The sequence below is a fragment of the Mesorhizobium sp. M2A.F.Ca.ET.039.01.1.1 genome (assembly GCF_003998035.1).
Taxonomy (GTDB): domain Bacteria; phylum Pseudomonadota; class Alphaproteobacteria; order Rhizobiales; family Rhizobiaceae; genus Mesorhizobium.
This window is the reverse complement of the sequence record NZ_RZRY01000463.1, coordinates 1-5,135: the sequence shown is the minus strand read 5'-3', so window position 1 is coordinate 5,135 and position 5,135 is coordinate 1. Positions and strand designations below refer to the sequence as shown.

Genomic DNA, 5,135 nt, shown 5'->3' with positions numbered 1-5,135 from the left:
CATAGGTCCCGGACGGATAGACGCCCGACAGCACTTTCATCAGCGTCGACTTGCCGGCGCCGTTCTCGCCGACGATCGCGTGGATCTCACCTTCCTCGACGCTTAGATTGACGTTCGACAACGCCTTCACGCCGGGGAACGTCTTGGTGATGTCGCGCATCTCCAAAATCGTCGAGGCCATCGGGTCTGCTCCTTGGCGCACGCTTTCCATCATCGGAGAATGCCATGCGCGAAATCAAAATGCTGCGGCTGCCTTCGCACCGTGACGGCGCGCTGCGCTGCAGAAGCCGGCAAAAACAATACCGGGGTCGCTTCTGAACGAAAAGGGGCCCTGCGTCACGCAGGACCCCTCGTTTCAAGCCGGATTACTTCAGCTCTTCGGCCTTGATGTAGCCGGAGTCGACGACCAGCTTCTCGTAGTTCGACTTGTCGACCTCGACCGGCGTCAGGAGGATCGAGGGAACCACCTTGACATCGTTGTTGTAGGTCTTGGTGTCGAGGCCCTCAGGCTTGCCGCCCGAGAGTACCTTGTCGACGAGCTCCACGGTCGACTTGGCCAACTCGCGGGTGTCTTTGAACACCGTCGAATACTGTTCGCCCGAGATGATCAGCTTGACGGAGGCGGTCTCGGCGTCCTGGCCGGTCACGATCGGCCAGGGCTGAGCGTCCGTCCCGTAGCCGACGGCGCGCAGCGAGGCGGTGATGCCGCGCGAAAGGCCGTCATAAGGCGACAGAACGCCATCGACGCGGCTGCCGTCCGAGTAGTTGGCCGAAAGCAGGTTGTCCATGCGCGCCTGGGCGGTGGCGGCGAGCCAGCGCAGCGTGCCGACCTTGTCCATGCCCGTCTGGCCGGACTTGATCTTGATCGAGCCGTCATCGATCAGCGGCTGCAGGACCGAGATTGCGCCATTGTAGAAGAAGAAGGCGTTGTTGTCGTCCGGCGAGCCGCCGAACAGCTCGACGTTCCACGGCTTGGTGTTCGGGAAGCGCTCCTTGAGGCCCTTGACCAGCGAGTTCGCCTGGATCACGCCGACGCCGAAATTGTCGAAGGTGGTGTAGTAGTCGACATTCGGGGTCTTCTTGATCAGGCGGTCATAGGCAACGACGACGACGCCCGCGTCGTTGGCCTTCTGCAGCGCGTCGGCCATGGTGGTGCCGTCGATCGAAGCGATGATCAGCGCCTTCGGTCCCTTGGTGATTTCGTTTTCCAGCTGGCTGAGCTGGTTCGGGATGTCGTCCTGCGCGTATTGCAGGTCGACGGTGTAGCCGAGCTTCTCGAGCTGGGACTTGACGGCGTCGCCGTCGTTGATCCAGCGCTGCGAGGTCTTGGTCGGCATCAGCACGCCGATGAGGCCCTTGTCGGCCGCGTGTGCCGAGTAGGTCATGGCAGCGACGCCAAGGGCCGCGACGGCGGCCAGTGTCTTGATGATCTTCACGATTACTCTCCCTGGTTGATAGACGCGACACCTCGGGGCTTCGCGGGCCGCGCAGCCGGGCAGATGCGCTGGCGCGCCTCCGTCGGCTTTATCGATCTCCGGTATCCTCCCAATCGGCCCCGCGACGCAGGTTCAATCGATACGAATTCGCTCGTTACCGACCCCTGCGCCTCGGAACGCGCGAAGGGTGTGGCCCTTTGACATAACTGTCAAATGCGATCTTTGGTGATTGCTATATCGAAACTGATATGGCTTAGAAGGTTGAAAGGAAACCCGCTTCGGAGGTCTAGGATCATGGCGGCGATGCAAGATTTCGGCGCGATTTCAGGTGGTTACGAGAAATCGCCGGGAGACGGCGAGACGCTGCTACGCAGCGGCCTGAGCCTCCGACATATGCGCATGATCACCGCGCTGGACGATCACGGACGGGTGAGCGCGGCCGCACAGGTCATGAACATCTCGCAGCCGGCCGCCTCGCGCATGATCGCCGAGATGGAGGCCGTGCTCGACGTCAGATTGTGCGAGCGGCTGCCGCGCGGCGTGACGCTGACCCCTTATGGCAAGGCGCTCGCGCGGCGCGCCCGCTCGATCCTGCTCGAAATGCGCGAGGCCGATCGCGAGATTTCCGAGCTCAAGGCCGGCAAGGGCGGCGCGGTTTTCCTAGGCGCGGTGACGGCTCCGGCAATCGAGTTGGCCGTGCCGGCGATTCGCGAAATCCGCCGCATCTATCCGCGCATCGAGATCACCATGCAGGTCGAGACCTCCAACGTGCTCGCCCGCGAACTGATCGCGTCGCGCCACGACTTCATCATCGCGCGCATTCCCGACGATCTTAACCCGAGGCTCTTCGAATCGCGCGTCATCGGCGTCGAGAAGGCCTGCCTCATCGTACGCCGCGGCCACCCGCTGGCGAGTGGCAAGGCAGTGAAGCTGGAAGACACGGCAGCCTATGACTGGGTCTTCCAGTCCGGCGGCTCGCCCCTGCGCCAGGCGATGGAAAGCAACTTTCTCAACCGCGACATTGCGCTGCCCGACCGCATCCTCAACACCTCGTCGCTGCTGCTCACTTTGGTGATGGTGGCGCAGTCCGACGCCATCGCGCCGGTCTCGATCCAGGTCGCCAGGTTCATCCAGGGGGCCGACGGGCTGGCCGGCGCCATCGACGTGGTCCAGACTGAGTTCGATATCGAGGTCCGCCCCTACAGCCTGATCACGGTCAGGAATCGCGTGCTCTCGCCGGCCGCGAAAATGCTGCACGACTTCATCTTGCGCGAAGTGGGGTGATGGAACGAGAACGCTACTTCTACGTTCAAACCGATCGGTCGCTCGCTCGAGCCCGTTGCGGGTGAGGAAAGAGCTGCCGAGGCTCAACAAGCTCGGGAGGTTTTTGATGGAACGTCGGTTGTTTCTGACTGGAATGCTTGGCGTTGCGGGGGCGGCGGCACTTGCCAGCCTGGCCGGACCCGGCAAGGCTGTTGCCGGCATTCCCGGTGGCAACGGGATCCTGGACGAACTCGACAAGCCGGACAACGCGGTCCTCGAAGGCGAGGATCCGGCCGAAGTGGAGCTGGTTTCCCACCGGCGTTACCATCACGGCGATTGGTACTGGCGCCGCCGCAGGCGCCGCCGTCGGCGCGGCTGGAGACATGTCTGCCGCCGCTACTGGCGTCATGGCCGCTGGCGCCGCCGCTGCTGGCGCGAGCGCTACTGGATCAACATCTGGCTGTAGTTCAGGCGCCGGTTGAACGTTGGATGTCAAGCGTTGGGTCTTGCATGGTCACGCAAGACCCAACGCCGTTGCAAAGACAATGTGGTTGCAAGACAATGTGCCGGGGCCGTTCCGGCGGCGAGCCAACACGATTTCATTTCAGGCGGGGGACTGAAGCGGGTAGCGACCCCGACGTTCAACTGGGAGCTAGCCCTTCAGCGACCTGGGGGATCGCCGAGATCATGGCCGGCTAGGAAGAAACGGTCTCCCGCATCACTCGCCGTTACGTCGGTCGCGGCGCCGCGTTTCAAGAGCGAGTCCGAAAGCCGAACGAGCCGAGGAGACTGAAGTGAGAGTAACGGCCTGATGCGGTCCTTGCGGATGAGGCAGCATGACTACCAGCTAGACGGCCGTTGCGTCTACTGCCGAGTAAATTTAGATAGCTTACCTCCCGACGACAGAACAGATGAGCATGTAGTTCCTCTCTCGCTTAACGGGACGTTGGTAATCCGAGATGGCGCATGTAAAGAATGTGGCTGCCGGGTACATGTAGATCGGAATCTTGCCCTGCGACGTCTCTGAGAGAGAGTTAACCGTCCAGAAACCTGCTGCTTGTTGCAGCTGGGGCATTTCCCTACACGATATGGAATTTATCGGCCCCTCTTGATGCCCGGTGCAAGTAAACACCCCCACCTCGCCGCAATACCGGCATCTGGCACTCACTGCCGCCGGCTTGAGTCTGAGTCCACTAACATCGCCACCTCTCAAGGCCGATGATAATCTCTGCATCAGAAGTAGAACCCCGCCATTTCATTCCCCCGCTGAAACTAGTCGGGAGGTGGTCTCAAACGCAAGTCGGTCTTCATTGGCTTAGAATTGGGCGATGGAGCCGGAATCAGAACCGCTAAGGAACCGAACGCGAACCAATTATGTAAAACCGAGTGTAAACCGGCATTTCGGCGCCGTTTGAGAATCTGGCTCGGCACCTTGCGCCACAAGCTGGAGCGGGTAGCGGGAATCGAACCCGCGCGTTCAGCTTGGGAAGCTGACAGGCTACCATTACATCATACCCGCGCGAGCCCTCGTTACCATGATGGCGCCGCCTCAAGCAATCGGCAAAACGGAGCCGGTGGCTCCATTGCTTGATGCCTTTCCGCGGAATGCGTATCTCTGATACCGCGCCGCCGAATCAGGCGGCTCGAACCGGAGGATGGCCTTGTCCGCACTGACGCGCTTTCTTGGCGACACGCCGCTCAGGGTGTTCCTGAAGCTGCTCGTGGTCTCCTTCCTCGTCGGCCTCGTCATGCATGCCTTCGGCTGGTCGCCGATGGACGTCTTCTATGGCATCCGCCAGTTCTTCGTGGATTTGTGGAATCTCGGCTTCCACGCCGTCGACCGCTTCCTCGGCTATATCCTGCTCGGCGCCGCGATCGTCGTTCCTGTGTTCATCCTGCTTCGGATCGCCAGCTACAGGAAGTAGCCGAGCGTCCCATCACGCATATCGGGAGGCAGCTTCGAACAATATGGCGTGGCGCGCGGCGAGCGCCGGCACATCGGTCGAGTAGCCGCCTCCGATGACGCCGCACAGCGGAACGTCGTGACTACGGAAATGGCCGATGACCATGTCTTCGCGGGCGCGGAGGCCATCGTCGCTCAGCGCCAGCCGGCCGAGCCTGTCCTCGGCATGCACATCCACGCCGGCATTGTAGAAGACGATGTCCCAATGCCTTTGCCCGGATAGTTCCGGCAGGATGGCGGCGAGCCGGTCGACATAAGCGTCGTCGCCGGTGCCGTCCGGCAAGGCGATGTCGAGGTCGGAAGCGATCTTGCGCAACGGGTAGTTGCGCTCGCCATGCATGGAAAAGGTGAAGGCGCGAGGCTCGTCCTTGAGAATGTCCGCCGTGCCGTCGCCCTGATGCACGTCGAGATCGACAATCAGCACGTTTTCGACCGCGCCTTCGGCCAGCAGCGCCAGCGCGGCGACGGCGACA

General features: G+C 61.9%; 5 protein-coding genes, 1 tRNA gene and 1 pseudogene. 3 read left to right on the top strand and 4 right to left on the bottom strand.

What is annotated here, in order from left to right; all coding sequences use genetic code 11:
* On the bottom strand, nucleotides 1-181 hold a 181-nt coding region (locus EOA24_RS26885; RefSeq protein WP_127410246.1), incomplete at its 3' end, for an ATP-binding cassette domain-containing protein.
* Between the two features lie 184 nt (nucleotides 182-365).
* Nucleotides 366-1,436, bottom strand: a complete 1,071-nt coding sequence (chvE, locus tag EOA24_RS26880; protein WP_126079339.1) for a multiple monosaccharide ABC transporter substrate-binding protein — start codon at nucleotides 1,434-1,436, stop codon at nucleotides 366-368.
* Between the two features lie 294 nt (nucleotides 1,437-1,730).
* Between chvE and EOA24_RS26875 the strand changes: the two genes are divergently transcribed.
* Both EOA24_RS26875 and EOA24_RS26870 read left to right on the top strand, forming a co-directional pair.
* A complete protein-coding gene (locus EOA24_RS26875) occupies nucleotides 1,731-2,720 on the top strand; it encodes a LysR substrate-binding domain-containing protein (protein ID WP_126079338.1) in 990 nt (329 codons plus the stop codon).
* Between the two features lie 106 nt (nucleotides 2,721-2,826).
* Entirely contained in the window at nucleotides 2,827-3,165 is a 339-nt protein-coding gene (locus tag EOA24_RS26870; protein WP_126079337.1) for a protamine-2 (modular protein), read from the top strand.
* A gap of 979 nt (nucleotides 3,166-4,144) precedes the next feature.
* Here the strand turns inward: EOA24_RS26870 and EOA24_RS26860 are convergent.
* Nucleotides 4,145-4,218 (bottom strand) — tRNA-Gly (locus EOA24_RS26860).
* Between the two features lie 136 nt (nucleotides 4,219-4,354).
* Between EOA24_RS26860 and EOA24_RS26855 the strand changes: the two genes are divergently transcribed.
* The gene (locus EOA24_RS26855) at nucleotides 4,355-4,624 is read left to right on the top strand and encodes a DUF6460 domain-containing protein (protein WP_224603073.1); all 270 of its coding nucleotides are present in this window, start codon (nucleotides 4,355-4,357) and stop codon (nucleotides 4,622-4,624) included.
* 12 nt (nucleotides 4,625-4,636) lie between these two features.
* Here the strand turns inward: EOA24_RS26855 and EOA24_RS26850 are convergent.
* A pseudogene (locus tag EOA24_RS26850) lies at nucleotides 4,637-5,135 on the bottom strand (histone deacetylase); the annotation flags it as partial.